This window comes from Rhodococcus opacus B4, assembly GCF_000010805.1.
In the GTDB taxonomy this organism is placed as follows: Bacteria; Actinomycetota; Actinomycetes; order Mycobacteriales; family Mycobacteriaceae; genus Rhodococcus_F; species Rhodococcus_F opacus_C.
The window spans coordinates 4,751,829-4,777,228 of record NC_012522.1 but is presented as its reverse complement, the minus strand read 5'-3'; the positions used below and the strand labels follow the sequence as shown (position 1 = coordinate 4,777,228).

The 25,400-nt window shown below is 69.2% G+C and carries 21 protein-coding genes; 9 read left to right on the top strand and 12 right to left on the bottom strand.

Going from position 1 to position 25,400, the window contains the following annotated elements; all coding sequences use genetic code 11:
* The first annotated feature begins 3 nt into the window (after positions 1–3).
* The gene (locus ROP_RS21945; RefSeq protein ID WP_012691598.1) at positions 4–813 is read left to right on the top strand and encodes an FAD binding domain-containing protein; all 810 of its coding nucleotides are present in this window, start codon (positions 4–6) and stop codon (positions 811–813) included.
* Positions 810–3,521, top strand: a complete 2,712-nt coding sequence (locus tag ROP_RS21940) for a molybdopterin-dependent oxidoreductase (RefSeq protein ID WP_012691597.1) — start codon at positions 810–812, stop codon at positions 3,519–3,521. The genes ROP_RS21945 and ROP_RS21940 overlap by 4 nt, the downstream gene beginning before the upstream one ends.
* A 7-nt stretch (positions 3,522–3,528) precedes the next feature.
* Here ROP_RS21940 and ROP_RS21935 read toward each other — a convergent pair whose 3' ends face one another.
* Both ROP_RS21935 and ROP_RS21930 read right to left on the bottom strand, forming a co-directional pair.
* Positions 3,529–4,005 (bottom strand): NUDIX domain-containing protein, encoded by a 477-nt coding sequence (locus ROP_RS21935; RefSeq protein WP_012691596.1) that lies wholly within the window; start codon positions 4,003–4,005, stop codon positions 3,529–3,531.
* A gap of 9 nt (positions 4,006–4,014) precedes the next feature.
* Positions 4,015–5,319 carry an NAD(P)/FAD-dependent oxidoreductase gene (locus tag ROP_RS21930; protein WP_012691595.1) on the bottom strand — a complete coding sequence of 435 codons (1,305 nt, stop codon included), beginning with the start codon at positions 5,317–5,319 and terminating at the stop codon, positions 4,015–4,017.
* Positions 5,320–5,472: 153 nt separating this feature from the next.
* Between ROP_RS21930 and ROP_RS21925 the strand changes: the two genes are divergently transcribed.
* Positions 5,473–6,366 carry a LysR family transcriptional regulator gene (locus ROP_RS21925; protein WP_012691594.1) on the top strand — a complete coding sequence of 298 codons (894 nt, stop codon included), beginning with the start codon at positions 5,473–5,475 and terminating at the stop codon, positions 6,364–6,366.
* Here ROP_RS21925 and ROP_RS21920 read toward each other — a convergent pair.
* Positions 6,363–7,307, bottom strand: coding sequence for an alpha/beta fold hydrolase (locus ROP_RS21920; RefSeq protein WP_012691593.1), 945 nt, complete (start codon positions 7,305–7,307; stop codon positions 6,363–6,365). The two genes, ROP_RS21925 and ROP_RS21920, sit on opposite strands and share 4 nt — an antisense overlap.
* Before the next feature lie 116 nt (positions 7,308–7,423).
* Between ROP_RS21920 and ROP_RS21915 the strand changes: the two genes are divergently transcribed.
* Positions 7,424–8,005, top strand: a complete 582-nt coding sequence (locus ROP_RS21915) for a nucleotidyltransferase family protein (RefSeq protein ID WP_012691592.1) — start codon at positions 7,424–7,426, stop codon at positions 8,003–8,005.
* A 69-nt stretch (positions 8,006–8,074) separates the two neighbouring features.
* On the opposite strand, the gene ROP_RS21910 is transcribed toward ROP_RS21915, so the two are convergent.
* On the bottom strand, positions 8,075–8,893 hold the full coding sequence (locus tag ROP_RS21910; protein WP_012691591.1) for an ABC transporter permease: 819 nt from the start codon (positions 8,891–8,893) through the stop codon (positions 8,075–8,077).
* Entirely contained in the window at positions 8,890–9,846 is a 957-nt protein-coding gene (locus ROP_RS21905; RefSeq protein WP_012691590.1) for a daunorubicin resistance protein DrrA family ABC transporter ATP-binding protein, read from the bottom strand. Before ROP_RS21905 ends, ROP_RS21910 begins: the two co-directional genes overlap by 4 nt.
* A 149-nt stretch (positions 9,847–9,995) precedes the next feature.
* On the opposite strand from ROP_RS21905, the gene ROP_RS21900 reads away from it, so the two are divergent.
* Together ROP_RS21900 and ROP_RS21895 are read left to right on the top strand one after the other, a co-directional pair.
* Positions 9,996–11,636, top strand: coding sequence for a helix-turn-helix transcriptional regulator (locus tag ROP_RS21900; protein WP_012691589.1), 1,641 nt, complete (start codon positions 9,996–9,998; stop codon positions 11,634–11,636).
* A 108-nt stretch (positions 11,637–11,744) separates the two neighbouring features.
* A complete protein-coding gene (locus ROP_RS21895; RefSeq protein ID WP_012691588.1) occupies positions 11,745–12,854 on the top strand; it encodes a flavin-containing monooxygenase in 1,110 nt (369 codons plus the stop codon).
* Here ROP_RS21895 and ROP_RS21890 read toward each other — a convergent pair.
* The 6 genes from ROP_RS21890 to ROP_RS21865 all read right to left on the bottom strand — a co-directional run bounded on the left by ROP_RS21890 (position 12,826) and on the right by ROP_RS21865 (position 19,847).
* Positions 12,826–13,995 carry a lipid-transfer protein gene (locus tag ROP_RS21890; RefSeq protein ID WP_012691587.1) on the bottom strand — a complete coding sequence of 390 codons (1,170 nt, stop codon included), beginning with the start codon at positions 13,993–13,995 and terminating at the stop codon, positions 12,826–12,828. The two genes, ROP_RS21895 and ROP_RS21890, sit on opposite strands and share 29 nt — an antisense overlap.
* Positions 13,992–14,414, bottom strand: coding sequence for a MaoC family dehydratase (locus tag ROP_RS21885; protein WP_012691586.1), 423 nt, complete (start codon positions 14,412–14,414; stop codon positions 13,992–13,994). The genes ROP_RS21890 and ROP_RS21885 overlap by 4 nt, the downstream gene beginning before the upstream one ends.
* Positions 14,411–15,409, bottom strand: a complete 999-nt coding sequence (locus ROP_RS21880; protein ID WP_012691585.1) for a bifunctional MaoC family dehydratase N-terminal/OB-fold nucleic acid binding domain-containing protein — start codon at positions 15,407–15,409, stop codon at positions 14,411–14,413. Before ROP_RS21880 ends, ROP_RS21885 begins: the two co-directional genes overlap by 4 nt.
* 14 nt (positions 15,410–15,423) lie before the next feature.
* Positions 15,424–16,575 (bottom strand): acyl-CoA dehydrogenase family protein, encoded by a 1,152-nt coding sequence (locus ROP_RS21875; RefSeq protein WP_012691584.1) that lies wholly within the window; start codon positions 16,573–16,575, stop codon positions 15,424–15,426.
* On the bottom strand, positions 16,560–17,600 hold the full coding sequence (locus ROP_RS21870; protein ID WP_012691583.1) for an acyl-CoA dehydrogenase family protein: 1,041 nt from the start codon (positions 17,598–17,600) through the stop codon (positions 16,560–16,562). The genes ROP_RS21875 and ROP_RS21870 overlap by 16 nt, the downstream gene beginning before the upstream one ends.
* Before the next feature lie 81 nt (positions 17,601–17,681).
* Positions 17,682–19,847 carry an acyl-CoA dehydrogenase gene (locus tag ROP_RS21865; protein ID WP_012691582.1) on the bottom strand — a complete coding sequence of 722 codons (2,166 nt, stop codon included), beginning with the start codon at positions 19,845–19,847 and terminating at the stop codon, positions 17,682–17,684.
* Positions 19,848–19,941: 94 nt separating this feature from the next.
* Between ROP_RS21865 and kstR the strand changes: the two genes are divergently transcribed.
* Positions 19,942–20,580, top strand: a complete 639-nt coding sequence (gene kstR, locus ROP_RS21860) for a cholesterol catabolism transcriptional regulator KstR (protein ID WP_005566090.1) — start codon at positions 19,942–19,944, stop codon at positions 20,578–20,580.
* Positions 20,581–20,648: 68 nt separating this feature from the next.
* Positions 20,649–23,189, top strand: a complete 2,541-nt coding sequence (gene otsB / locus ROP_RS21855; RefSeq protein WP_012691581.1) for a trehalose-phosphatase — start codon at positions 20,649–20,651, stop codon at positions 23,187–23,189.
* Positions 23,190–23,210: 21 nt separating this feature from the next.
* Here otsB and ROP_RS21850 read toward each other — a convergent pair whose 3' ends face one another.
* Positions 23,211–24,299: a LacI family DNA-binding transcriptional regulator gene (locus ROP_RS21850; RefSeq protein ID WP_012691580.1), complete on the bottom strand. Its 1,089-nt coding sequence runs from the start codon at positions 24,297–24,299 to the stop codon at positions 23,211–23,213.
* A 138-nt stretch (positions 24,300–24,437) separates the two neighbouring features.
* On the opposite strand from ROP_RS21850, the gene ROP_RS21845 reads away from it, so the two are divergent.
* Positions 24,438–25,400: a metal ABC transporter solute-binding protein, Zn/Mn family gene (locus tag ROP_RS21845; protein ID WP_043825122.1), complete on the top strand. Its 963-nt coding sequence runs from the start codon at positions 24,438–24,440 to the stop codon at positions 25,398–25,400.

Sequence of the window (25,400 nt, the reverse complement as noted above, 5' to 3'; positions counted from 1 at the left end):
ACCATGGACCTGTCGTTCGTCACGCAGATCTCGGCCCCGCGCAGCCGCGACGACCTGCCCGCCCCGGAACCTGGAACGGCATACCTGGCGGGCGGCACCTGGCTGTATTCGGAACCGCAACCGACGATCACCCGGCTGGTCGACCTGGCCACCCTCGACTGGCCCGCGATCACCGTCCACGACGACGAGCTCGAACTCGCCGCGACGTGCACCATCGAGAATCTCTGCGACGCACCACTTCCCGCCGAGTGGGTGGCCAAGAGCCTGTTCCGGCCGTGCGCCGAGTCGCTGGTCGCGTCGTGGAAGATCTGGCACACCGCTACCGTCGGCGGCAACCTCGCGCTGGCGCTCCCGGCCGGCGCGATGATCACGCTGTGCTGCGCGCTCGACGCCGAGGCGCTGGTCTGGGCCCCCGACGGTGGCGAACGCCGGGTTCCGGTGGACCGGTTCGTCACCGGGGCAGGCCGCACGACACTGGGGGCCGGTGAACTGATCCGCAGCATCCACCTCCCCGCCGCCGCGTTGCGGGGCCGCACGTCGCTGCGGAAGATCGCGTACTCGCCGCTCGGACGGTCCGGTGCGCTGCTCGTCGGACGCGTCGGCTCGGACGGATTCACACTGACCGTCACGGCGTCCACGATCCGGCCGTTCGTGCTGCGTTTCCCCGCTCCCCCCGACCCCGGCCTGTTGAGCCGGTCTCTGTCGGAACAGATTTCCGTCGACGACTACCTGACCGACGCCCACGGCGCCGCGGACTGGCGTCGGCACGTCACGGGAGTTCTCGCCGAGGAGATCAGGAGGGAGCTGGAATGAAGTTGACGGTCGACGGGCAGACGGTGGATGCCGATCCCCGGCCCGGTCAGTGCCTGCGCACCTTCCTGCGGGAGCAGCAGCGGTTCGCGGTCAAGAAGGGCTGCGACGCCGGCGATTGCGGCGCGTGCTCCGTTCTGCTCGACGGGAGTCCGGTGCATTCGTGTGTGGTGCCGGCGCATCGCGCGGAGAACCGCGAGGTGACCACCGCCGCCGGTCTCGGCGGTCCCGATCGACTCCATCCCGTGCAGCAGCAGTTCGTCGACGCGGCGGGATTCCAGTGCGGATTCTGCACGCCCGGGATGGTGGTGACCGCATCGGCGCTCGACTCCGCGCAACGTGCCGACCTGCCGCGCGCCCTGAAGGGGAATCTGTGCCGCTGCACCGGTTACCGTGCGATTCGCGACGCCGTCGGCGGCGTCTGCACCACCGAATCAGACAGTGTTGGTAGGTCGTTCGGCCGTTCCATTCCCGCTCCTGCCGCCACGCGCGTGGTGTGCGGCGCCGAACCCTACACGCTCGACCTCGCCGTCGACGGGCTGACGCACATCCAGATCCTCGGCAGCCCGCATCCGCACGCCCGCATCACCCGCCTCGACACGTCCGCCGCAGAGCGACTGCCCGGCGTCCACGCGGTGCTCACCCACCGCGACAGTCCCGACGTGGCCTACTCCACGGCCCGCCACGAATTCCGTACCGACGACCCCGACGACACCTACGTGTTCGACACCATCCTGCGGTTCCGGGGGCAGCGCGTCGCGGCCGTCGTCGCCGACTCGGTCGACATCGCCCGGCGCGCAGTGGAACTGATCGAGGCGGAGTACGAGGTCCTCGAACCGGTCTTCGACCCCGACCTGGCGCGCCGCCCCGGTGCACCCCTGCTGCACGGCGACAAGGGCGCCGAGTCCCGGATCGCGGATCCGGCCCGGAACCTGGTGGCCGAGGTGCACGGCGAGGTCGGTGACCTCGCGGCCGGACTCGCGGCGGCACGGGACACCGGCGCGGTGGTCGAGGGCACGTGGCAGACACAACGCGTGCAGCACACCCACCTCGAAACCCATTCGGCCATCGGCTGGCTCGACTCCGACGGGCGGCTCACCCTCCGCAGCAGCACCCAGGTGCCCTTTCTCGTCCGCGACGAACTCGCTCACCTGTTCTCCCTCGACCGCGCACAGGTCCGGGTGTTCACGGCCCGCGTCGGGGGTGGCTTCGGCGCGAAGCAGGAGATGCTGGTCGAGGATCTCGTCGCCCTCGCCGTGCTGCGCACCGGCCGACCGGTGCAGTATGAATTCACCCGCTCCGACCAGTTCACGATCGCACCGTGCCGGCATCCCATGCGGGTCTCGGTGAAGGTCGGGGCCGGCGGCGACGGAAAGCTGACCGCGCTCGCCGTCGACGTGCTCTCGGACGCCGGAGCCTACGGCAATCACTCGGTGGGGGTGATGTTCCACGGCTGCAGCGAATCCGTTGCGCTGTACCGGTCGCCGAACAAGCGGGTGGATGCCCAGGCCGTCTACACCAACAACCTGCCGTCCGGGGCGTTCCGCGGTTACGGTCTGGGCCAGATCATCTTCGCGGTGGAGTCCGCGCTCGACCAACTGGCCGCGGAGCTGGGGATCGATCCGTTCGAGTTGCGTCGCCGCAACGTCGTCGTGCCGGGTGACGACTTCGTCGACTTCGAGGTGGAGCACGGCGACCTCACTTACGGCAGTTACGGACTCGACCAGTGCCTCGACCTCGCGGAGGCTGCTTTGCGCCGCGGCAACGACGTGCACCCGCCGGACGGGCCGCAGTGGCGGGTCGGCGAGGGCATGGCGGCGTCCATGATCGCGACCATTCCGCCGCGGGGGCACTTCGCGGACGTGTCCTGCACCCTCGTCGAGGGCGGCCGGTACGAACTTCGGGTGGGCACCGCCGAGTTCGGCAACGGCACCACCACCGTCCACGCGCAGCTCGCCGCGTCCGCGCTGGGCACCACCGCCGACCGGATCACCGTGATCCAATCCGACACCGACGTCGCCGACCATGACACCGGAGCGTTCGGCTCGGCAGGCACGGTCGTCGCCGGAAAGGCGGTACATCTCGCCGGAACCCGGTTGCGGGAGCAGCTGTTCGAGGTCGCTCGCCGCGTCGCGGGCGCCGCCGAGGACAGCGACTGCGCGCTGACACCCGACGCCGTCGAGGTCGCCGGGCGAACCGTCGAACTCGACAAGCTGGTGCCCGAGGGACCGCTCCGCGCGGAGGGGCACCACGACGGCACCCCGCGGTCGGTGGTCTTCAACGTGCACGCCTTCCGGGTCGCGGTCGACACCGTCACCGGGGAGGTCCGGATCCTGCAGTCCATCCAGGCGGCGGATGCCGGCACGGTCCTCAACCCGCAGCAGTGCCGCGGGCAGGTCGAGGGCGGCGTGGCACAGGCGATCGGCAGCGCGCTGTACGAGGAGATCCTGCTCGACGGAGCCGGGACCGTGCTCAACCCGCAGCTGCGGAACTATCACATCCCGCAGCTCGTGGACGTCCCGGACACCGAGGTCTATTTCGCGGACACCTACGACGAGCTGGGTCCGCACGGCGCCAAGTCGATGAGCGAATCCCCGTACAACCCGGTCGCGCCGGCCCTGGCCAACGCCATCGCGGACGCAACGGGCGCCCGGCTCCGCAGCCTCCCGATGACCCCCGCCGCCGTCTGGCGATGCGCTTCGCCCCCGTGAGTACTTATTAACCGCCCGACGTTAATAAGTACTCACGGGTGCGAAGCACAATCGGGCGCTGGCCCTTGACCAGTTTCGTCTCGGCGACGCTCACCGGGAACCAGCGGGCGTCGTCGACCTCGGGGAACTGCTGAAACTTCCCCGACCGCGGCGGCCACTCCAGTTCGAAGGTGTTGCTCCCGACGAAGGTGACGTCGTCCTTCGCCTCCGCCAGGTAGACGGTGATCAGCTTGCGGGACGGCTGCTTGAATTGTCCGAGCAGGTGATACTCGACGTCCGGCGGCGGTGCACCGATCTCTTCCTCGTACTCGCGCAGCGCTGCCGCGAAGGGATCCTCCCCCTCGACGTAGATGCCCTTGGGGATCGACCACGCGGCCTCGTCCTTACGCGCCCAGAACGGGCCGCCCATGTGCACGATCCACAGCTGGAGCACCCCCGCATCGTCGAAGCGATACAGGAGCACTCCAGCGCTGGTGACGGTCATGGGACCACGTTAGGCTGCGGCGTCCTCTCGCTGGTCGCGCAACTCGATGGTTTCGATCTCCTGGGCGTAGTGGAAGTGCGGGCGGCGGTGGCCGAGGAACGATCCGAACCACGACATCACCGCGACGTACCGGTTGCGGAACCCGACCAGGTAGACGAGGTGCACGGCCAGCCACAGGAACCAGGCGAGCACACCGGTCAGCTCGATCTTACCGACGCGGGTGATGGCGCGGAACCGGTTGATGATGGCCATGCTGCCCTTGTCTCGGTACTTGAACGGCGTTCCGAGGGCGCGCTTTCCGGTGATGATCGCCGCGACGTGCCTGCCGCCCTGCATCGCGAACGGCGACTGCGCGGGGAGGTTGTTCAGCGAGGCCATGTCGCCGATCGCGAAGACGTCGTCGTAGCGGCCCACCGTGAGGTCCTCGTCGACCAGGAGGCGGCCACCGCGGCCGGTCTCACAGCCGGTCCGGTCCGCGAGTACGGCGGCGAAGTCGTTGGCCTGGATGCCGGCCGACCAGATGATCGTGTCGGCCGTGAGGCGCTTCTCGAAACCGGTACTCGGCGACGACAGCGTGGCACCGTGTTCGTCGATGTCCGTGACCATGGTGCCGAGCACCACCTCGACACCCGCCTTCTCCAGCGAGTCCTGCGTGTACTTGCTGAGCTTGCCGCCGAAGACCGGCAGCGTCTCGCCTGCGCCCTCGACCAGGGTGACGGTGACCTCTTCGGCCGTGATGTCGCGGAGCGACTTCTCGAAGTAGCGGCCGGCCAGTTCCTTGATCTGACCTGCCAGTTCGACACCGGTCGGGCCGGCACCGATCACGATGAAATGCAGCAGGTCGCGCCGGCGCTCCGCGTCGGAGGTGGTGTGCGCCTCCTCGAAGCAGCGGACGATCTGGCGCCGCAGCCGGTCGGCGTCGGCGACGGTCTTGAGCGCGTACGTGACCTCGGCGAACTCGTCGCGGCCGAAGTAGGCCTGCCGTGCGCCCGTCGCGGCGACGAGGCTGTCGTAGCCGATCGTGTGGCGGATGCTGCCGGCCTCGTAGACGACCTCTTTCTTGTCCGGGTCGACGTCGACGACACGGCCGAGCCGGACGTCGCCGCTGGGGTACTTGGCGAGGATCGCGCGGATCGACGGGGCGATCTCGCCGGGCGAGATGACACCGGTCGCGACCTGGTACAGGAGCGGCTGGAACAGATGTTCGGTGGTCTCGGAAATCAGCACGAACGGCGTGCCTGCCTTGCCGAGCTTCTTCGCCGCCGCGAGGGCGCCGAATCCCGATCCCACGATGACGACCTGTGTGCGATCCACCGAAAACCTCCTACTGCCTTGTGCATCTCTTAGCGCTGCGTATGAGCTCCACATTAGGGATCGGCCGATGTTAATTGCCAGTAAGCTGGGGAAATCGAAATTGTGTTATCTCGATTGCTCATAAGTCGTGTGGAAAGGACGTAACCTCGAGTCATGGAGTTCCGACAGCTTCGCTACTTCCTCGCGGTCGGCGAGGAGGGCAGTTTCTCGCGCGCGGCGCAACGCTGCTTCATCTCGCAGTCGGCGATCAGCCATCAGATCGCCAAACTTGAGCAGGAGTTGGGCACCACCCTGCTCGAGCGGACGACCCGCGCCACCAAGCTCACTCCCGCCGGCGAGCGCCTCATGCCGATCGCCGCCGAGATGATGGGGCTCGAGGCGCGCGCGCTGTCGGTGGGTCTCGATCCGCGCAACCGTCTGCGCATCAGCGCGAGCATGAGCTTCGCGACGCAGAGTCTCGAGGCGATTTCACTTGTGCGCGAAGATTTCCCGCAGCTCGACATCGAATTCGTCATCAAGGACTTCACCGACCGCATGACCGCGGTCGCGTCGGGCGACGCCGACCTCGCACTGATCCGCGGCGGCGTCGATCGGCCGGGTCTAGAAACGGTGGAGTTCGGGCTGGAAGATCTGGTGATCGTCACGTCGAGCAAGCACCCGCTGGCCGGGGTCTCGACCGTCGACCTGAGCGAACTGGCGCCGTATCCGCTGCTCCTGCCGCCGCGCAGCAGTCAGATCCTGATCCACACGGTGGTCGAGGACGCGTTCCGGCAGGTCGGGCAGCGGGTGATGCTCGGACCGTCGATCCCGAGCGACCACACCGCGACCCTCGACGTCCTCACCACCCCGCGGTCGTGGACCGTGCTGTACGCCGACACTGCGGACGCGACTCCCCGGCGGGGGCTGAGCTTCCTGCGCGAGGCCCACGACCGTCTGCGCATCCCGGTGTGCGGGGTGGTCCGCAGCGGGACCGCGACGAGGCCCGAACTCACGCACCTGTTCCTGGCGCTCGCACAGTCGATCGCCGGGTCCGGCGGTTCGACCTAGATCTCGATCAGCCCGTGCCGGTCGACCCAGGCCTGCACGCGGTCGAGCAGAACGCCGGGGACCTCGAGCTGCGGCGTGTGCCCCACGTCGGCGAGAATCACGCTGTCCCACCGCGGATTTGCCGTCGCGACCTTGCGGGCGGCCGCGACCGGGACCAGCCGGTCGCGGTCGCCGTGGAGCAGCAGGACGGGCTGCGCAATCGACTGCATGACGTCGAGGTACCGGCGCGGACGAGCCAGCACCCGCATCAGCGACCGGCTGGCCTGAAGGAACGCCGCATCCTCGGACGGCTGCCCGCGCCGGTAGCCCGCGAGCGCCGTTGCGGCGACGAGGGAATCCTCGGACGCCCGGCTCGGGTCGGCGAAGCACAGGTCGATCATGCGCTCGACCAACTGCCGGTCCGTCATCTTCCTGCTCGAGTACTGCAGGAACCGCTCCCCCACGTACGGCGTGAAATACATCGCGAACTGTGCCGCGATCCGCGGGTCCGGGATCCGTTGGGCGACAGGAAGTGCGGGGTCGACGAGAACGAGGGCCGAGACGGCGTCGGGGTGCGCCGCCGCCTCGAACAGCGAGATCATGCCGCCCATCGAGTTGCCCATGAGGATCACGGGACGGCCGACGACCTCGCGCAGGAATCGGTGCAGCACCTTCGCGTTGGCACCGACCCCCGTCTGACGACGACCGGACGGGCTGAGCCCGAAACCGGGGAGATCGACGGTCAGCACCCGCGTGCGCCTCGCGAGTAACGGCGCGATGCGGACCCAGTTGAGGTGCGAGCCGCCGAGTCCGTGGACCATGACGACCGGGGTGGCCCCGGTGTCTTCGCCGTACTCGACCCAGTGCACCGGCCCGTCGAGGTCGACGACGCTGCCCGCGCCGCCCCACCGGTGCGCGAACTCCTTCTGCGCAGGTACACCGACTCTGCTCGGATCCACCATGTGTCCGTCCGTTCCGACTGTTGCCGTGTCGAGGCCACCGGCCAGTCTACGATGCCCCGCGAACTTGTCCGAGGAAAGTAGGTTGTACGCATGCAGCACAGACCGGTGAGAGTTCGATGACGATCGGAGGCGTGCTGCTCGCCGCAGGGGCCGGTTCACGCATGGGCATGCCCAAGGCACTCGTCGTCGGGGCCGACGGACAGCCGTGGCTGGAGCGCGGCGTCCGGGTGCTGGCGGACGCGGGATGTGAACCCACCGTCGTGGTGCTCGGTGCCCGCGCCGACGAGGCCGAGGTCCTTCTACCCGACGGCGTCCCCGTGACCGTCGGGATCGCGGAGGACTGGCAGTCGGGACTGTCCGCGTCGCTGCGCCGGGGACTCGAGGTCGCGGCGACGTTCGACGACGTCGAGGCCGTGGTCATCACCCTGGTCGATCTCCCCGACCTCGGTGCCGACGCCGTCCGGCGGGTGGCCGCGGTACCGTCCGGCGACGCCCGGTCGGCGCTCCGTCAGGCCCAATACGGCGGACGCCCGGGCCACCCCGTGCTGATCGGCCGGGACCATTGGCTCCCGTTGCGGCGCAGCCTCACCGGAGACTCCGGCGCGCGGAAATACCTCGCGGCGCACGGCGCCGAGGCGGTCGACTGTTCCGACCTGGGGTCGGGCCGCGACGTCGATTCGCCGCGCGAACTCGGCTGACTTCTCGGACGAACGGGACGCTCGTTCGATCTGACGCAACCGGCGTCCCGTTCGTCCAGTGGTGGGGAGCTAGCGGCTGACGGCCTTCTTGTACCGCCGGATCGCGAACGGCACGAAGATCACCAGCAGCACCGCCGACCACAGGAGTGAGGCGATGACCGGGTGCTGCAGCGGCCACGCGTCGGGAACGGTCATGGCCGGGTTGGTGTTTCCGAACAGTTCCCGCACCGCCTGCGTCACTGCCGACACCGGGTTCCATTCCGCGATCACCTTCAGCGGGCCGGGCAGGTTGGTGGTCTCGACGAACGTGTTCGCGATGAACGAGAGCGGGAAGATGACGATGAAACTGGCGTTGTTGAACACCTCCGGTGTCCGGATCCACAGCCCGACCACGGCCATCACCCAGGACAGGGCGTAGGCGAACAGCAGCAGGAGCAGGTAGCCGAGAAGCGCTTCGCCGAGACTCGAATGGATCCGCCACCCGATGATGAGACCCGTCAGCGACATCACGACGAGGCTGACGATGTTGATCAGGACGTCGGTGGAGGTGCGGCCGAGGAGGACTGCGGACGGGGCCATCGGCAGCGACCGGAATCGGTCGATGATCCCCTTCTGCAGATCCTCGACCATCCCGAGTCCCGTCCACGTGGCCCCGAAGATGACGGTCTGCGTGAAGATCCCGGCGATCAGGAACTCCCGATAGGACATGCCGGGAACCTGGATCGCGCTGCCGAAGACGTACGCGAACAGCAGCACGAACATGATCGGCGACAACGTGGTGAACACGATGAGGTCGGGGACGCGCTTGATCTTGATCATGTTGCGTTTGGCGATCGTGAGCCCGTCCGCGAGCGCGGTGTGCACGGATGCCGTCTGTGGGGCGGTCATGAGACTTGCTTCTCCTCGGCTTCGTGTCCGGTCAGGGTGAGGAAGACGTCGTCCAGAGTCGGCCTGCGCAGTCCGACGTCGAATACCTTCACTCCGCGATTCGAGAGTCTTCCCAGCGCCTCGACGAGGGCGTCGGCACCCCCGGACACGGGAACCGTCACTCGGCGGACGTTCTCTTCCACCAGGATGTCGCCGGCGGCGAGCGGGGCCAGTTCGTCGCGCACCACCGAGAGGTCGATGCCCTCGCGGACACTCAGCTCGATGCGCTCGCCGCCGACGCGGTCCTTCAGTTCGTCGGCGGTTCCGCGGGCGATGACGGAGCCGTGGTCGATGACCGCGATCTGGTCGGCGAGCCGCTCGGCCTCCTCCATGTACTGCGTCGTCAGCAACAGGGTGGTGCCCCTGGCGACGAGGTTGTCGATGACGTCCCACAGTGCCAGCCGGGCGCGGGGGTCGAGCCCGGTGGTCGGTTCGTCGAGGAACAGCACCTCCGGCTCGGCCACGAGTGCGCCCGCGAGGTCGAGGCGGCGCCGCATGCCGCCCGAGTAGCCCTTGACGGGGCGATCTCCCGCCTCGACCAGGTCGAACTGTTCGAGCAACTCGCGGGCGCGCGCCTTACTGCGTTTGGCGCCGAGGTGGTAGAGCCGCCCGACCATCTCGAGGTTCTCGAAACCGGTGAGGTACTCGTCGACGGCCGCGTACTGCCCCGACGCGCCGATCCGGGATCGGAGGACCCGCGCGTCGTGGACGACGTCGAGTCCGGCTACCTCCGCCCGGCCGGCATCCGGGACGAGGAGGGTGGTGAAGACCCGCACCGCCGTCGTCTTGCCTGCGCCGTTCGGGCCGAGCAGCGCCATGACCGTTCCCGAGGGGACCGCGAGGTCGACCCCGTCCAGCGCTGTGACCTTGCCATACTTCTTGACCAGACCCTCTGCCGTTATCGCATCGACCATCAGAAGTTCCCATCCGTTGGCGTGTCGAACCAGTGTGACTCGAGGCACCGACAGGTGCAGGGGAATATTCGACGTTCCGGGCAGGCCCTCTGCGGCGGTACTCTGAGATTCGAGCAGGTCAGCGCACAGATCTTCGGCAGGAGACCAAGATGTCGGACGCGGCGTCGGAACTCCGGACGGGCCGTGCGGCCTTCGAACGGCGAGACTGGCGCGACGCGTACGCACGCCTGTCGAGCGCCGATCGGCAGGACCCGCTGTCCGGTGACGACCTCGAACTGCTCGCCACCGCCGCCTACCTGCTCGGTGAGGACGACGCCAGCACCGAATGGTGGGAGCGGGCGGTGCACGAGTGGACCCGCACGGGTCGGCCGGTGCGCTCGGCGCGGTGCGCGTTCTGGCTCTCCTTCGGCCTGATCATGCGGGGCGAGCAGGCGCGCGGCGGCGGCTGGCTGGGCAAGGCCCAGCGGCTGCTGGACACCGCGGGCGTGGACTGCGCGGAGCGCGGCTATCTGATGGTGCCGCAGGGGCTGCATCGAATCGACGACGGTGACGGCACCGCGGCCCGGGACATCTTCCGCACGGTGACGGAGGTGGGTATCCGGTTCGCCGACCCGGATCTGACGACGCTCGGAGTGCTGGGCACCGGCCATTCGCTCGTCCTGCTGGGGAACGTCGACGAGGCGGTGTCCGCATTCGACGAAGCGATGGTCGGGGTGACGTCCGACAACGTGTCCCCGGTGGTGGCGGGGATCGTGTACTGCGCCGTGATCGAGCAGTGCCAGAACATCTGCGATCTCCGCCGGTCGAGGGAATGGACTGTGGCGCTGGAGGAGTGGTGTTCCACGCAACCCGGCCTCGTCCCCTACCGCGGCCAGTGCCTCGTCCACCGCGCGGAGATCCTGCAACTGCAGGGCGAGTGGCCGACGGCGATGGACTCGGCCCGGCGGGCGCACGAACGACTCGCCTCGCATGCCGCGGCCGGGTCCGCCGCCTACGTGATGGCCGACCTCCACCGTCTGCGCGGCGAGGTCGCGCAGGCCGAGAAACTGTTCCTGGAGGCGAACCGCTGGGGTCGGCGCCCGCAACCCGGACTCGCCCTGCTGCGGATGGCGCAGGGGCGGGTCGGCAGCGCGGCCGCGTCGATCCGCTGTGCGGTGGACGAGTCCACCGGCGCCGTGGAACGCGCCCGGCTGCTGCCCGCCTGCGTGGAGATCCTGCTCGCCGCGGGCGACATCCCGGCGGCGCGGTCCGCCGCAGACGAACTCGACTCGACGGCAACGCGGTTCGCGATTCCCTATCTGTGCGCCCTGGCCGCGCAGGCCTCGGGATCGGTGCTGCACGCAGAGGGGCGGGGCAGCGACGCGCTGACCGTTCTGCGCGACGCGTGGCGGCGCTGGCAGGAGGTCGGCGCGCCCTACGAGTGCGCGCGGGTCCGGGAATCGATCGCGCTGGTGTGCCGCGGCCTCGGCGACGACGACACCGCGCAGATGGAGCACGACCTCGCGTCCGCGACCTATCGGCAATTGGGCGCGCTCCCGGACCTCGAGCGACTGCGGGCCGAGTTCCGCTCCGACGCGGCGGACTCCACTCCCCTGACTCCTCGCGAAGTGTGCGTGCTGCGACTCGTCGCGGCAGGCAAGAGCAACCGGGCGGTGGCGACGGACCTGTTCCTCAGCGAGAAGACGGTCGCGCGGCACCTGAGCAACATCTTCGTCAAGCTGGGAATCTCGTCGCGGTCGGCGGCCACCGCCTATGCCTACGAGCATCATCTCGTCGGCCCGTCTGCATGAAAGTACCCATACGGTCGTACGTATCTGCGCCTTTCTCCCGACGCGCCCCGATCGGTCCGCTCATAGCGTTGAGCACAACCACCGATCACCGAGGGAAGAAGGCACCCGATGTCCACAGAACATTTCGACACGATCGTGATCGGTGCCGGTCAGGCCGGCCTCGCCACCGGCTACCACCTCGCCGGACGCGGGCAGCGATTCGTGATCCTCGACGCCCACGACCGGGTCGGGGACGTGTGGCGGGAGCGGTTCGACTCGCTCCGGCTGTACAGTCCGGCCCGGTACGACGGACTGCCCGGCTGGGGAATTCCCGCCCCGGCGTGGTCCTGGCCGGGGAAGGACGAAGTCGCCGACTACTTCGAGGCCTATGCGGAGCGGTTCGCGCTGCCGGTCCGGACCGGCGTCACCGTGGACGGACTGTCCCGCGTCGGTGACCGTTACGTCGTCACCGCCGGAACGGACCGGTACGAGGCCGACAACGTCGTCGTCGCGTCCGGGACGTGGCAAACCCCGGTCGTCCCGGAACTCGCCGAGCAACTCGACCCCCGGATCCGCCAACTGCATTCCAGCGACTACCGCAATCCCTCCCAACTGCAGGACGGGCCGGTGCTGGTGGTCGGGTGCAGCCACTCCGGCGCGGACATCGCCCTGGAGGCCTCCCGTTCGCATCGCACCACGATCTGCGGTCCGGTCCGCGGTGAGGTGCCGTTCGACATCGAGGGCCGCGCCGCACACGTCGCGATCCCGATCATGTGGTTTCTGGCCAATCACGTTCTGACCGAACGCACACCGATCGGCCGGAAGATGCGCGTCCACGTCCGTTCGGGTGGCGGACCGTTGCTGCGGGTCAAACGCGCCGACCTCGCCGCGGCTCGTGTGGAGCACTTCCCCGCGAAGGTGACGAGTGTGCGCGACGGCCGACCGGTACTGGACGACGGCACCGAAGTCGACGTCCGCAACGTGGTCTGGTGCACCGGGTTCCGGAAGGATACGTCGTGGATCCAGATCCCCGTCACCGGCGCGGACGGCTGGCCCGAGCAGTCCCGCGGAGTCTCACCGGACCATCCGGGACTGTATTTCGTGGGGCTGCCGTTCCTGCAGGCGTTCGCGTCGATGCTCACCGGCGGAGTGGGCCGCGACGCCGCGTACGTCGCGAAACACATTGCGCGCAGACAGTCACGGGCCGGCGTCAGGCCGTCAGCACCAGCCCCGACGTAGGCACCCCGGTGCCTGCGGTGACGAGGACGTTCTGCGCGCCCGAGACCTGATTGACGGATGTGCCGCGGATCTGCCGCACCCCCTCGGCGATGCCGTTCATGCCGTGGATGTAGGCCTCGCCGAGTTGGCCACCGTGGGTGTTGAGCGGCAGGCTGCCGTCGAGGTCGATGGCCCCGTCGGCGATGAAGTCCTTGGCCTCACCGCGACCGCAGAAGCCGAGTTCTTCGAGCTGCATCAATACGTAGGGTGTGAAGTGGTCGTACAGGATTGCCAGATCCATGTCCCGCGGTCCGAGCCCGGCCTGCTCCCACAGCTGCCTGCCGACCAGCTCCATCTCCGGCAGTCCCGCGAGCTCGGGTCGGTAGTAGCTGGTCATGATGTACTGGTCGCTGCCGCTGCCCTGGGCTGCCGCCGCGATCACCGCCGGTTTCTGCTTCAGGTCCTTCGCCCGCTCCGGGGACGTGACCACGATCGCGATGCCGCCGTCGGACTCCTGGCAGCAGTCGAGCAGATGCAGGGGCTCGGCGATGAAGCGGGAATTCTGGTGGTCCTCGAGGGTGATCGGCTTGCCGTAGAAGAAGGCGTTCGGGTTGGTGGCCGCGTGCGTGCGGTCGGTGACCGCGACCCGCCCGAAGTCCTCACTCGTGGCGCCGTATTCGTGCATGTACCGCTGGGCGACCATCGCGACGAACGCCGCCGGCGTCGACAGGCCGTGCGGGTAGGAGAACGCGTTGTCGGTGCCGGACGAGTTCACCTGCTGCACCAGACCGGAGTTCACCTGCCCGAACCGCATCCCCGACCGCTCGTTGAATGCCCGGTACGCCACCACCACGTCGGCGACACCGGTGGCCACGGCCATCGCGGCCTGCTGCACGGTGGCGCACGCCGCGCCGCCGCCGTAGTGGATGCGGCTGAAGAACTTCAGATCCGGGATTCCGACCGAACGGGCAACGGCCGCTTCGGTGTTGGTGTCCATCGTGAAGGACGTGAGGCCGTCGACGTCCGAGGGGGTCAGCCCGGCGTCGACGAGCGCGGCCGTGACCGCCTCCGCCGCCAGCCGTAATTCGCTGCGACCGGAATCCTTCGAGAAGTCGGTGGCGCCGATCCCGGCGATGACGGCCTTGCCCGACAATCCGCTCATGCACCCGCTCCGTTCGTGCGCCCGTCCACGACGAGGGTCACCTTCGACGTGATGTGGTCGCCGAGACCGTTCTTCCCGAGGACGTCGAGTGTGACGACGCCGTCGTCCACCGACGCCACCGTGCCGCTCAGCGTGAGCGTGTCGTAGGCGTACCACGGAACCCCGAGGCGGAGCGCGATCGACTTGATCACCGCGGTCGGTCCCGCCCAGTCCGTGACGAACCGCTGCACCAGCCCGGTGTCGGTGAGGATGTTGACGAAGATGTCCTTCGATCCGCGCTGCTGCGCCAGGTCGCGGTCGTGGTGGACGTCCTGGAAGTCGCGCGTCGCGAGGGCGGCGGAGACGACGAACGTCGGGTCGCCGGTGACGGACAGTTCCGGAAGCGTCGTTCCCACCGCGACATCGAGAGTGGACGTCATGACTGCTGCTCCTTCGCTCCGCGTTGCCACGCGTACAGGGTCCACGGCGCGCCGCCCGTCTCTTCGTCGCCCGGGAAGTCGAGGTAGATCGCCTCCACCGGCATCCCGATCGTCACCTCGGCGGGCTCGACCCCGCGCAGCTCGCCGAGCATGCGGACGCCTTCCTCCAGTTCGACCAGCGCCACCACGAACGGCAGCGAGCGTCCCGGAACCTTCGGCGCATGATGGACGACGTAACTGAACACCGTGCCACGACCCGACGCAACGACGTAGTCCGTCGCCTCCGCCTTGTCCTTCCACAGCGCCGGCACCGGCGGATGCTGCAGCGACCCGTCCTCGCGCTGCTGGATCCGCAGTTCGTGGGCGGCGATCCCGTCCCAGAAGAACTGGGTGTCCTGGGAGGCGCTGGGCCGCATCATCTTCGTCGGGTCCAGGTCGACGTAGGACGCGCCCTGCCCGTTCCCCGACGGCCCGGGCCGATCGGTCTTCGGCACGAACTTCAGGATCCGGAACAGCATCTCGGCCACCGGCTCGCCCGCGGCGTCGCGCCACACACTGCGGGTGTTGAAGAAGAACCCCTCACCGAGACCCGTCTTCTTCGGGCCCACCACGTCCTCGAGCGTCGTGGTGATGGTGACCTCCTCGCCGACCAACAGGTAGCGGTGGTAGATCTGATCGCAGTTGGTGGCGACGACGGACGTGAACCCGGCCTCGTCGAGGATCGTCGTCATGCGCCCGAGCGGGTCGTCGGTCTGCCGAACGGCATTCAGGCCCTGCATCGTCCACACCTGGGCCATCGCGGGCGGGGCGACGATGCCGTCGTGCCCGGCAGCCCGCGCCGCCGCCTCGTCGACGTAGATCGGGTTCCTGTCGCCGATCGCCTCCACCCAGTTGCGGATCATCGGCAGGTTGATCGGGTCCCGTCCGGGCCGGGGAGCGCTCGGGCCGGCCGACCGGACCTCTTCTGCGGCAGCGAGAATCTGTTCGGAACTCATAGCGCGCGGCGCTCCTATCGCGGGACTCGGGGAAGTTTCAGGCCGGCTGTCGCGATCAGCTCACGCATCACCTCGTTGACCCCGCCGCCGAACGTGATGACGAGGTTGCGCTTGACCTGCATGTCGAGCCACGTCACGAGGTCGGCGGTCGCCGGCTCGGACGGGTCGCCGTACCGTCCGACGATCTCTTCGACGAGCCGGCCGATGCGCTGAATGCGTTCGGTGGCGAACACTTTCGTCGCGGACGCGTCGGCGACGTCGACGGCGTCCGCCTCACTCGACGCCACCTGCCAGTTGAGGAGTTCGTTGAGGCGGTACGTCGCGTGGATCTCGCCGAGCGCGCGCCGCACGTCCGGTTCGCCGAGCAGGTCGTGCGCGGCCGCCCAGTTGCGGACGCGGTCGTAGAGTCCCCCGACCCGGCCGGCGGGCCCGAGCATGACGCGTTCGTGGTTGAGCTGGGTGGTGATCAGCCGCCAGCCCTGATTCTCCTCGCCGACCAGCATGTCCGCGGGCACCCGGACATCGGAGTAGTACGTGGCGTTGACGTGGTGGGCGCCGTCGCACGTGATGATCGGTGTCCAGCTGTAGCCCGGGTCCTTGGTGTCCATGATCAGGATGGAGATGCCGCGGTGCCGCGAATCCGCCGGGCCCGTGCGGACGGCGAGCCACAGGTAGTCGGCGTCGTGGCCGCCGGTGGTGAAGATCTTCTGCCCGTTGACCACGTACTCGTCGCCGACGCGCACGGCGGTGGTGCGCAGCGCCGCGAGGTCGGTGCCCGCCTCCGGTTCGGTGTAGCCGATCGCGAAGTGCACCTCGCCGGCGAGGATCGCGGGGAGGAACTTACGCTTCTGTTCCTCCGTGCCGTACTTCTGCAGCGTCGGGCCGACCGTCTGCAGCGTGACCGAGGGCAGCGGAACATCGGCGCGCACAGCCTCGTTCACGAAGATCTGCTGCTCGATCTCGCCGAAACCGCGGCCGCCGAATTCCACCGGCCAGCCCACACCGAGCCAGCCGTCCTTGCCCATCCGGCGGATGACCTCGCGGTAGGTGGCGCCGTGCCGCTCCGTGCGCATCACCTCCGCCTCGGCCGGGGAGATCAGCCCGGAGAAATAGCGGCGGAGTTCCGCTTGCAGTTCACGCTGCTCGTCGGTCAGATCGATGAACACCGGGCCCCCACGAGGTCGAGTCGGTACGAGGCGCCGCCCACGAGGCGGGCCAGGTCTTTGGCAGTCGAGTAGTAGCGGTGCAGCGGGTACGTGACGTCGACGCCGATGCCGCCGTGCAGGTGGTGCAGAACCTGCATGGCGGCAGGCACTTCCGCGGCGATCCAGTACGCCATCACGTCCAGATCGTCCTGCGCGTCCAGGCCTTCGGACACCCGCCACGACGCCGCGAGCGCGGACACGTGCAGCGTGCGGGACGTGACGTAGACGTCCGCGATCTGCTGGGACACGGCCTGGAACGTGGCGAGCGGCTTGCCGAACTGATGGCGGGTGGCGAGGTGTTCGGCCGCCAGAGCCGTTGCGCCCGAAAGCAGTCCGTCCGCGACGGCGCCGATCGAGGCCAGGGCGATGCGGTACAGCGCCTGCACCGCGTCGTCGCCGGCCGCGAGCAGTGCGCCCCGCGCACCGTCGAACGTGATCGCGAATTCGGGGCTCCCCGACGCCGAGGGGGTCGGTGCGAGCGTGACGCCGTCCGCGCCTGGATCCACGAGGACCACCCCGGCATCCGTCGGCACCAGGATCCGATGCGCCCCCTCCGCGAACGGCACCGCGAGCACCCGCCCGGTGACGGAGTAGCCGTCGCCGTCCGCGACCGCGGTCACCGACGGCCGTGCCGGGAACTGCGCCCCGGGTTCCGCGAGCGTCGCCGTGAACGTGCGGCCGTCGGCGAGACCGGTGAGCAGCGCGTCCTGCGTCGCGTCGTCGCCGAGCGCGACGATGGGCAGCACGCCGAATCCGAGCGTCGCGAGGGCCGGGACCTGCGCCGCCTTCCGCCCGACCTCGGTGAGCAGCGCACCGACGTCGGTGACCGACAGTCCCTCGCCGCCGAGGCGTTCCGGCAGTGCGAGGGTCAGCAGATCGGCGTCGGCGAACGCGGCCCAGAGGGCGTCGCCGTCGAGGTCGCGGGCCAGCAGTCCGGCCGCGACCTGGGCCACGGCCTCCTGGGTTTCGTCTCGAGTGAAGTCCACGCTGACAATCCCACTTTCAATTTAGAACGTGTTCTAGTTGTATCACCATCCCGGACCCCGCGGAAGACCATCGCGACAGGCTCAGCCGCGGGGCAGCCCGAGGATCCGCTCGGCCGCGACCGTCAGCAGGATCTGCGTCGTTCCGCCCGCGATGGACAGGCAGCGGGTGTTGAGGAACTCCCGCGCCAGCGGACCCTCCACCCAGCCGTCCGGGCCGCCGAGTTCCATCGCGAACTCCGCGACGGCCTGCCGCTGCCGCACACCGACGAGCTTGCGGACGCTCGATTCAGGTCCGGGATCCTGCCCGTCCAGCTGCCGGAGGGTGGTGCGCAGTTCGAGCTGGGAGCCGACGAGCGCGTTGCCGATGAGGTGCCCGAGCCTGTCGTCGATCACCGGGTCGCCGTCCCCCGCGAGCGCGAGCAGGTCCTCCATCGCCGCACCGAGCGAGGAGCCCCCGCCCATCGCGACCCGCTCGTTCGCCAGCGTGGTGCGGGCCAGTTTCCAGCCGTCGCCGAGATTCCCGACCACCAGCTCGTCGGGCACGAACACGTCCTCGAGGTACACCTCGTTGAACAGGGCGTCGCCGGTGATCTCGCGCAGCGGCGAGATGGTGATGCCCGGGCTCGTCATGTCGACGAGGAAGTAGGTGATGCCCTTGTGCTTGGGCGCGTCCCGGTCGGTGCGGGCGAGGCAGATCGCCCAGTCCGCCTCCTGAGCCCGCGACGTCCACACCTTCTGACCGTTCAGCGTCCACCCGCCGTCCACCCGCTCCGCGGACGTGCGCAGCGCCGCGAGGTCGGAGCCGGCGCCGGGTTCGCTGAACAACTGGCACCAGATGATCTCGCCGCGCAGCGTCGGGGTGGCGAAGCGCTCGATCTGCTCGGCGCTGCCGTGCTCGAGGATGGTCGGCACCGCCCACCAGCCGATCACGAGGTCGGGCCTGCCGACCCCGACCGCCGCCAGTTCCTCCTCGATCAGGATCTGCTCGGCGGCACGAGCGCCGCGTCCGTAGGGTGCGGGCCAGTGCGGGGCGAGGTAGCCCGAGTCCGCGAGGGCCGCGCGTCGCTCCGACTCGGGCCGCGCCACCAGCTCGGCGATCTCGGCGCGGATCCGCGCCCGTTCTTCGTCGAGCCCGGACAGGTCGATCGACAGATGCCTGCGGGCACCCGCGCGTGTCAGTTCCGTGACCCGCGCCCGCCAACGCGTCGAGCCGCCGAGCAGCTGCCGCAGCGACGTGGCCCGGCGCAGGTAGAAGTGGGCGTCGTGCTCCCAGGTGAAGCCGATGCCGCCGAGCACCTGGATGCAGTCCTTGGCGGTCTCCACGGCGGCGTCGAGCGTGATCGCCGCCGCGACCGCAGCTGCGACCGGCAGTTCGCCGCCGTCCGCATCCCAGGCGTGCTCCGCCGCCACGGCCGCGTCCCACGCCGCCGCCCCGGACTGTTCGACGCGGCACAGCATCTCCGCGCACAGATGCTTGATCGCCTGGAACGATCCGATCGGTGTGCCGAACTGTTCGCGAATCTTGGCGTACTCCACCGCCGTTCGCAGGCACCAGCTCGCGATCCCGGACGCCTCCGCCGCGGCGAGCGTCGCGGCGAGGTCGGTCACGAGCCCGTCCCGCACGCCCGTGACCACCCGGTCGGCCGCGACCGCCACCCCGTCGCAGCGCACCCGCGCGAGGGGTCGGCTCTTGTCGATCGTGTCGGCAACCGTGATGTCGAGGCCGTCGGAGTCGCCGTCGACCAGGCACCACACGACCCCCTCGCCCGCGTCGGCCGGCAACAGCACCGACACTCCCGCGTCGCTGCCGATCGCGAAGCCGGCGTCGCCGGTGATCGTCAACCCGCCGTCGACGCCGAGCGTCGCGTTCACCGGGGAGTTGCTGCCGAGAGCCACCGCGCACGGCATCGCGCCGTCGGCGAGGTCCTCGGACCACCGTTTCGCGGCGGCGCCGGAGCTGCGACCGACGACGAGAGCGGCCAGTGCGGTGGAGAGAACAGGACCCGGGACGAGTTCGGTCGCGGCCTGTTCCAGCATTGCGGCGAGATCGACGATCTCCGCCCCCGATCCACCGACCTCTTCGGGCACGGCGACCGAGAAAATTCCGAGCGCGGAGAAGGACGGCCACGACGTGCGCCACGAATCTGCTGGTCCTTGCCGTACTGTGACCAGCGGATCCGTCGACCGCGCCCACGCCTGGATCGCACCCGCTGCAGCCCTCTGTTCTTCGGTGGTGGCGATAGTCACAACGGGTATCCGCCTCTCCTGAATGACACATTCGTCTAGAACGTGTTCTAATATGACACCTGGCCATGAGTCAAGGCGCGAAGGAAAACAGGTAATGACGACCAGCTCTCGATCACGGTCCACGACGGTCGCTGCGGCGACGCTGGGCGAGGACGATCTCAGTTCCAACGCGCAGAAGGAACGGCGCAAGCGGATCCTCGACGCGACCCTGGCCCTGGCGTCCAAGGGCGGATACGAGGCCGTGCAGATGCGGGCCGTCGCCGAACGCGCCGACGTCGCCGTGGGAACGCTGTACCGCTATTTCCCGTCCAAGGTGCACCTGCTGGTGTCGGCGCTCGCCCGCGAGTTCGAGCGGATCGATTCGCGCGGAAAGAACCCGCCGGGCCGGAACCCGCTCGAGCGGATGCAGCTGATTCTCAGCCAGATCACCCGGGCCATGCAGCGCGACCCGCTGCTGACCGAGGCCATGACGCGCGCGTTCATGTTCGCCGACGCCTCGGCGGCCGCCGAGGTCGATCAGGTGGGCAAGCTGATGGACCGTCTGTTCGCCCGCGCGATGACGGACACCGAGCCCACCGAAGACCAGTTGGCCGTCGCCCGCGTCATCTCCGACGTGTGGTTGTCGAACCTGGTGGCCTGGCTCACACGCCGCTCGTCCGCGACCGATGTCGCGAATCGGCTCGAACTCACCGTCGAACTGCTGCTCGGTGACGGAAGCCGCAGACCCGAGTAGGACCCGATCGGGGCACAGCCCCCGCCGACAACGCGCTCACAGCCGCCGCATCCCCTAGATTTGATCATGTGAGCGCCCACGATCTGCCCATCGAACTTCGTCGTGCCCTGTCGAGGGTTGCACGGACCCCTCGTCTGCTCGTCGCTTCCGATTACGACGGCACGATGGCCCCCATCGTCTCCGACCCCGAGAAGGCGTTTCCCCACGCCGAATCGGTGCGCGCTCTCCGCGCGCTGGCCAGCCTCGCAGGCACGACGGCGGCCGTGATCTCGGGCCGGGCCCTCAAAGACCTCGCCGCGCTGTCGCGGCTGCCCGCCGAGGTTCAACTGGTCGGGAGCCACGGCTCGGAATTCGACATCGGCTTCATCCATGCGATCGACGCCGACGCCAAGAAGCTTCTCGTCGAGATCACCGAGGAACTCACCCGAATCTCGAAGCTGCACCCCGGCACGTCCGTCGAGGCGAAGCCTGCGAGCGTCGCCCTCCACGTCCGCAACGCCGATGCGGAGGAGGGCGCCCAGGCCCTGGCCGCGGTGCGTGCCGACGCCGGGCAGCGGGTGGGCGTGCAGGTCACCGAGGGCAAGTCCGTCGTCGAACTGGCCGTCGTCGCCACCGACAAGGGCCATGCCCTCGACCTGATCCGCCACCAGGACGGTGCGACGGCAGCGGTGTTCGTCGGCGACGACGTCACCGACGAGAAGGCGTTCGCCCGTCTCCAGGGTCCCGACCTGGGGGTGAAGGTCGGCCCGGGCGAGAGTCTCGCCGAGTACCGGGTCTCGACCACCGAGGACGTGGCCGCGGCCCTCGCGTTCCTGCTCGAGGAGCGCCGCACCTGGCTGTCGGGGGCCCACGCGCCGCCGATCGAGCGCCTCACCATGCTCGCCAGCCCGCGGACCGTCGCCCTCGTAACCCCCGACGCGACCCTCACCTGGCTGTGTCACCCCGAACCCGACTCGGCGTCCGTGTTCGCGCACCTTCTCGGCGGACCGGAGGCCGGCCACTTCAGCGTGGGCCCGCACCGCAGCGCCCTGCCGCTGAGCCAGCGGTACATCGACAGCACGATGACCGTGCAGACCCGGTGGGCCAGCCTCGCCGTCACCGACTACCTGCCGCACGACGTCCGCCAGGGCCGCACCGACCTGACCCGGGTGATCAGCGGTAAGGCCGCCGCCGTCGTGACGTTCGCGCCGCGACCCGAGTTCGGGCAGGGCCAGGTCATCCTGGAGGCGGTCAGCGAGGGACTGCGGGTGCACGGCACCAACGAGCCGATCGTGCTGCGCTCCCCCGGCGTCCAGTGGAACGTGACTTCGGACGGCAACCAGCAGACCGCGCACGCCGTCGTCGACCCGTCCGGCGGCGACATCGTGCTGGAATTACGTTGCGGCACCGAGGAAATCGGACCTTCGGAAACTCCGGAGGAAGAGCGCCGCGCACTCGCGGAGTCGTACTGGTCGGATTGGGCGAAGAGCCTCACCCTGCCCACCCTGAAACCCGACCTGATGAAGCGTTCGGCGCTCACCCTCCGCGGTCTCGTGCACGTCGACTCCGGCGCGATCATGGCCGCCGCCACCACCTCCCTGCCCGAGGAAATCGGCGGCGTCCGTAACTGGGACTACCGCTACTGCTGGCTCCGCGACGCCGCGCTCACCGCGTCCGCACTCGTCAGCCTCGGTTCCCTCAGCGAGGCCGAGGGCTACCTCGACTGGGTGCACGACGTCCTCGAGACGCTGCCCGGCCCCGAACGCCTGCACCCCCTCTACACGCTGCACGGCGGCGGCCTGCCGCCCGAGGCCGTCATCGATTCGCTGCCCGGATACGCGGGCTCGCGTCCGGTCCGCATCGGCAACGCGGCCAATCAGCAGGTGCAGCTCGACGTGTTCGGACCCATCGTCGAACTCATCCACGACCTGTCCCACGCCCGCGAGAAGCAGGGCGCCGAGGTCGCGCTCAACGACCGCGACTGGGAACTGGTCTGCGCCATGGTCGAGGCCGTGGAACGCCGCTGGTTCGAACCCGACCACGGCATCTGGGAAATCCGCGACAACCCGCGTCACCACGTGTACTCCAAGGTGATGGGCTGGGTCACCATCGACCGCGCGGTCGCGTTGGCCGAGCACTTCGGCCGCGACATCGAGCCCGGCTGGACGCCGCTGCGCGACAAGATCGCCGACGAGGTGCGCGAGAAGGGCTGGAAGGACGAGGTGCGCTCCTTCACCGCCGCGTACGACGGCACCGACCTCGACGCCGCCACCCTGTTCATCGGACTCTCCGGGCTGATCGACCCGTCGGACGAGAGGTTCGCGGCCACCGTCACGGCCACCGAGGCCGAACTGCGCAGCGGGTCGACCGTGTACCGGTACCACCACGACGACGGACTGCCCGGGACCGAGGGCGGTTTCCACCTCTGCGCGGCGTGGCTCGTCGAGGCGTACCTGCTGATCGGTCAGCGGTCGCAGGCGGAGGCGTTGTTCGCGCAGCTGGTCGACGCCGCCGGACCGACCGGGCTGCTCAGCGAGGAGTACGACCCCGTCGCCGAACGCTCACTGGGCAACCACCCCCAGGCGTACAGCCACCTCGGGCTGCTGCGCTGCGCTCAGCTCCTGGCCTAGAGCCCCTGGGCCTCGGGCCGGTCAGCGTCTGGCCGGCCCGGCGGTCGTGCCGCGCAGCAGTTCGGTCTCGAGCATCTCGACGGTCGCGACACCGGAGTGCGACGGGGACATGAGAAGGGCGCCCGCCCGGCGCCCCTTCTCCTCCTGCGGTTGCCGGACGGTCGTCAGACCCTCGCGCAGGGCGTCGTCGACGCCGTCGAACCCCGTGACCGACAGCTGTGCGGGCACGTCGATGCCCTGCCAGCGCGCCCAATCCAGGGCGCCCAGGGCAAGGACGTCGGTGGTGCACACGAGCGCGGTGATCCGCGGATTCACCCCGAGTGCCTGCGCGGCCCCGGCATGCCCCGACTTCGCGGTGTGCTCGAAGCGTTCGATCACGGTGAGGGTGGCAGGGTCCAGGCCGGCGTCCGCCATCGCGTCGCGCACCCCCTCGATGCGTTCGCGCTGCACGTGGAAGTTCGGTGACCGCAGACGCTCGGCGTCGGCGACTCCGTCCGAACGGTCGCGCCCCAGCCTCATACTCAGCACGCCGATGTCGCGGTGGCCGAGGCCGATCAGATAGTCGGCGAGACCGCGCATCGCACCTCGGTCGTCGATCCCGACGAGCGACGCCCCCGGGATCTCCCGCGGCTGATCGCACACGACCATCGGCAGGTGCCGCTCGCACACCGCCGCGAGATAGGGGTCGTCGTCCGCCACCGAATACACGACGAATCCGTCGACACCCGCCTGCTGCACGACCGCAGCGGCGTCGGCCTCCTCGCGTCCCGGCCCCGCGGGAATCAGGAGCAGCCCCTGCCCGGCCGCCTCGCACGACTCGGCCAGTCCGGACAGAAAGCTCATCGCGGCGGGGTCGCGGAAGGAATAGCTGAGGGCCTCGGTGAGCAGCAGTCCGACGGCGCCGGCCTTACGGGTGCGCAGGGATCGGGCCACCGGGTCGGGGCCGGGATAGCCGCGGCGCTTCGCCGCCTGCAGCACCCGGTCGCGGAGTTCCGCGGAGAGTTGATCCGGCCGGTTGTAGGCGTTGGAGACGGTCGTTCGCGAAATATTGAGCTCGGCCGCGAGCGACGCCAGCGTGGCTTGGCGACGTGGCTGTCGAGACCTGGGCATAGGGGGACGTTAGTACCTGGCCCGGCTTCTGGCTCGTCGGGGCTGCACCGAAAGTGCACTACCAGGACCGATCCGCTAAAGTGCAACGGTAACGGTTTCCAATAGCGTTTAGTGTTCGTCTTCTGTCAGGAGTTTTCTGTGCGCGCTTTCCCAGGTTTTCGTGCCGCCTCGGCGGCCGTCGGGCTGTCGTTCGCCGCGGCCGTCACCCTCACCGCGTGCGGCTCCGACACCACCGGCGACGGCACGCTGACCGTCGTCGCGTCGACGAACGTCTGGGGCAGCGTCGCCCAGGCCGTCGCCGGCGACAAAGTCGACGTCACCTCGATCATCACCGAGCCGTCTTCCGACCCGCACTCCTTCGAGGCGACCCCGACCGACGCCGCGAAGCTCACCGACGCGTCGCTGATCGTCTACAACGGCGGCGGGTACGACCACTTCGTCGACGACATCATCGGCACCGGCAACAGCGACCAGCTCACGGTCAACGCGTTCGACCTCCTCGAGGGCGGCGCGCACGCGAACGAAGAAGAGCACTCCGGCGAAGGCGACTCCCACGAGGGCCACGACCACGACCACGGCGACGTCAATGAACACGTCTGGTTCGACGTCGACACCGTCGACGCCACCGCGCAGTCCATCGCCGACAAACTCGGACAGCTCGACCCCGACAACGCCGACGCGTACAAGGCCAACGCCGCCACCTTCCACGGCCGGCTCGAGCAGATCTCCGCGATCACCGACGGCATCGCCGCAGCGCATCCGGGCGCGCCCGTCGCGCAGACCGAACCGATCGCCTACTACCTGCTCCAGTCCGCGGGTCTGAAGGACGTCACCCCGCCCGACTTCACCAGCGCCATCGAGAACGGCAACGATCCCGCACCCGCCGCCATCGCCGCGACGCGGCAACTGCTCACCGGCAAGCAGGTGCAGGCCCTCGTCTACAACGTGCAGACCCAGGACCGGGTCACCCAGGACGTGCGCGCCACGGCCGAGTCGGCGGGCATTCCCGTCGTCGAGGTGACCGAAACCCTGCCCGAAGGCCTGGACTACATTCAGTGGCAGACCAATACCGCCGAGTCGCTTGCCGCGGCTCTGCAATAG